The following is a 3,645-nucleotide window of genomic DNA, read 5'->3' as shown; positions in this document are numbered from 1 at the left end:
GGCGGCCTGGCGCGCGGCCTCCTCGGCCGCCTTGCGCGCGGCCTCCTCCTCGGCCTGCTTCTGCGCGAGCCACTGGTTGTACTGGTCGCGCTGGTTCTGCAGGCCGGCGACGGTGGCCAGCGCGGCCTGGTAGGCGTTCTGCTGCTGGTCGTGCTGGGCCTGCAGGGCGGCCAACTGGTTCTCGCCGGCCTGCAGCGCGTCCGCGGCCTCCTGCTGGGCCTGGTCGGCCGCGGCCTTGGCCTTGTCGGCCCGCGCGCGGGCGGCGTCGGCGGCGTCGGCCGCGGCCCGCGCGGGCGAGTCCAGATTGGCCTTGCGGGTCCGGGTGGCCTCCAGATTGCTCATCGCGTTGAGCTGGGAGCCCGACATCTGGCCCAGCAGCTCCTGCCGCTGCAGGACGTCGCCGGCACTGCCGGCATCCCAGTACGCGGACAGCGAGCCGAGCACCGATCCCTGGCGGAACGAGGCGGCGGCGAAGGCGGCCGCCTTGTTCTTGGCCTCCGTGACGGCCTGGTCCGCGGCCGTGACGTCGTCGCGCGCGTGCTGGGCCGCGGACGCCGCGGCAGCGGCATCCGATTCGGCGACCTGCAGATCGACCCGGGCCTTGTTGGCCAGTTCGGCCTTCATCTCCATGTCGTTCTGCAGCCGCTGGATGTCGCCCTCGGTCTGGGCGACCAGGCCGGCCAGCCGGCCCACCTCCGCCGCCTGGGCGGCGGCGTCGTTCTGGCTCTGCTGGATCTGGTCGTCGGACGGGTTGTCCGGCGGCGGCGGCACCGCCCCGGCCGGCACCGCGACGCCGAGCAGCAACCCGGCCGCCAGCGCGGCGGCGATGGCCAGCCGCAGCCCGCGCGGCCGTGGCCCCGCCGCGATCAGCCGACCACCCGTCGACCGGCCATGAGGACGCCAGGCAGAGTGGGCGCGAGAACGCACCGGCATGACGTCACACCTCCCTCACGTTGGCCGCGATGTACGGCTACCACCCGTGCCGGACGAGTCCGGCGACACCTGTCAAGACGACACGCCAGATGCACCATGCCACTCTCATCCCCCTATTGGCCAGCGGTCACGGTAAACACTTCTGTCACAGAATGCACAAATCGGTCATCACCGGCCAGATCGCGACCGCAGACGCGGGGTGGTCGCCCCGCTCCGATGACGGTCACGGCATCGGGAAGACTGGCCCGATGGCCCCGCTCGAACCGGCGATCGACCCAGCCGCGGCGCGGCGCCGGCACCTGCGGTGGCGGATCGCCCACTGCTGGCTGGCCGGCGCCGGGCTGGTCCTGGCGATCGCGGGGTCGTTCCTTCCGTGGGTCGCCTCCGGCAGCGTCACCCGCTCGATCTACGCGATCGCGGGCGTGGCCGATCGGCTGGGCATCGCCGGCGAGGGGGTACTGGCCCGACTGCTGGCCGCCCTGCCCGTGCTGGCGGCGCTGTGTTTCGCCCCGGTCATCGCGGCCGCCCTCCGGTGGTGGCGCACGGCGGGTGCGCTGGCGACGTCGATCGGTCTGGTGATGTCGGTGCTCGCCCTGGGCATCCTGGCGCTCACCCTGGGCAAGATCGGGCTCACCGTCCGGCTCGACCCCCTGGGACCCAGCGTCATGGCGGCCGGTGGCCTGCTGCTGGTCGCCGGCGGCGTCGGGTTGATTTTCGGTCACGGTTCACCCGTTCGCCGCACAGAAGGTCGATGAATCGGCACACGTGGGTCATGATGGTGTGCGGGGGTGCAACCAAATGACTGAGAGCTACGTCACATCGTCATGGCGTCGCGGGGTGTCCGAACGGGAGCCTCGGATGCTCCTGAACCTGCGGCCCTGACCGGGCCGGGTGAGCCCGCCCGGTCGCGTCGCCACGGATCACCACCATCGGGTCGGCCCCGGGACGAACGTCCCCGGGCCGTCGACATGAACGTCAGCACGGCGGTCGAGCAGGACCGCCGGATCGGGAAGTAGAGAAGGGATGCACGCGCGATGAGCCAGCCTTGCCGAGCGAATCATCAGCAGCCATCGACGAGCGATCGGCGACCCAGCGTGCGAGGTCGCCGCCAGGAGGATGCGCGATGAGCGAGCACGGCGGACCCCAGGGTCCTGCTCAGGGGCCGGCCGGCGGGCCGCCACCGGGATGGCAGCAGCAGCCGCCGACCGGCCCCCAGGGGTGGTCGCAGCCCGGACCGGGCGCGAATCCGTCGGGGCAACCCGGCGGCCAGTACGGTGGTCAGCCCGGTGGGCCGCAGGGCTGGTCGCAGCCGCCCACGGGTCCGCAGGGGTGGCCCCAGCAGCCGGCCACCGGACCGCAGGGGTGGCAGCAGCCGCCCACCCAGACGTTCCCGCCGCCGGGTCCCGGCGGGCCCGGCGGGCCCGGACAGCCCTGGGACGTGCAGGGGCCGGCCGGCGGTGAAGGGCCGAAGAAGAGCAAGGCACCGCTGATCATCGCGCTGGTCGTCGTGGTCGCCCTGGTGGCCGCCGCCGGCGTCTGGTTCTTCGCCTTCCGCAATCAGAACAGCACGGCCGCCGGCGGCGACTCCGGGCAGAGCACGCCCGAGCAGTCCGTCACCGCCCTGTTCTCGACGCTGAGCAACTCCGACCCGATCGGCCTGGCCGACCAGCTCGACCCGGCCGAGGCCGCGCTGTTCACCGACCTGAACACCGACATCATCACCGAGCTCAAGCGGCTCGAGGTGCTCAAGTCGGACGCCTCGGTCGACCAGCTGACCGGCACCAAGATCACCGTCAAGGACCTCGGTTTCGCCGGTGCGCCGGAGGTGGTCAACGACCACCTGCAGATCGTCAAGCTCAACTCGGGCACGATCACCGTCGAGAGCAATGCCGCCGATCTGCCGCTGTCGGACTCGTTCAAGCAGACGTTCGGGTCCGAGCTGGACCAGGTCCAGCCGCAGTCGCAGACGGTGAACATCGCCGACGAGGTCGCCAAGAACAACGGCGAGCCGCTGCGGGTCGCCACGGTGCAGCGGGACGGCAAGTGGTACGTCAGCTTCTTCTACTCGATCGCCGACAACGCCGCGCACGCCGCCGGCCTGCCGAACCCGACGGCCGCCGACGCGATCGCCCCGCAGGGCTCCGGCAGCCCGGAGGACGCGGTCAACAAGCTGATCGACGCCGCGTCCACGGGCGACCTGAAGACCATCATCGCGGTGACCCCGCCGGACGAGATGGGCGCCCTGCACGACTACGGCCAGCTGATCCTGGACCAGGCCAACTCCGACGGTCTGGGCAGCGACATGCAGGACCTGGGCTTCACCATCGACAACGTCTCGTGGGACGTCTCCGACGTCACCGGCGGCAAGAAGGTCTCGATCAAGTCGCTGGAGCTGACCGCCGACGGCCAGACCGTGTCGGTCGAGCGCGACCCGGCCGCCGGGTCGCTGACCCTGACCGTGCCCGGGCAGCCGACCGTCACGTTGGACGACAACACGATCGATTCCTACATCTCGCAGCTCGCCGACACCGGTGAGCTCGACCAGCAGGGCATCGACATCATCAAGCGGGAGTTCAAGCAGCTCATCGGCCTTGGCCTGGTCACCACCCAGGTGGACGGCCAGTGGTACGTCTCGCCGGTCCGGTCGTTCAGCGACATCTTCGTCTCGCTGCTCAAGGGTCTGCAGCCGGGCGACATCGAGTACCTGGCCAC

2 protein-coding genes and 1 pseudogene are annotated in these 3,645 nt (G+C 71.3%); 2 read left to right on the top strand and 1 reads right to left on the bottom strand.

Features of this window, described 5'->3' with window-relative positions:
* Positions 1-933 (bottom strand): annotated as a pseudogene (locus ACOJUF_RS20155) (hydrolase); the annotation flags it as partial.
* A 248-nt stretch (positions 934-1,181) separates the two neighbouring features.
* Between ACOJUF_RS20155 and ACOJUF_RS20150 the strand changes: the two are divergent.
* Together ACOJUF_RS20150 and ACOJUF_RS20145 are read left to right on the top strand one after the other, a co-directional pair.
* A complete protein-coding gene (locus ACOJUF_RS20150) occupies positions 1,182-1,688 on the top strand; it encodes a hypothetical protein (RefSeq protein ID WP_420123603.1) in 507 nt (168 codons plus the stop codon).
* Positions 1,689-2,056: 368 nt separating this feature from the next.
* On the top strand, positions 2,057-3,645 hold a 1,589-nt coding region (locus tag ACOJUF_RS20145), incomplete at its 3' end, for a hypothetical protein (RefSeq protein ID WP_420123602.1).

Origin of the sequence: Nakamurella sp., from assembly GCF_048594475.1 — a bacterium.
GTDB lineage: Bacteria > Actinomycetota > Actinomycetes > Mycobacteriales > Nakamurellaceae > Nakamurella.
Note: the sequence above shows the minus strand (reverse complement) of the source record. Positions and strands in the feature narration are given on the sequence as shown.

What these genes read in the sequence shown, in the direction of transcription:
- ACOJUF_RS20150 (WP_420123603.1), top strand. Translation starts at nt 1,182, where the DNA reads ATGGCCCCGCTCGAACCGGCGATCGACCCAGCCGCGGCGCGGCGCCGG.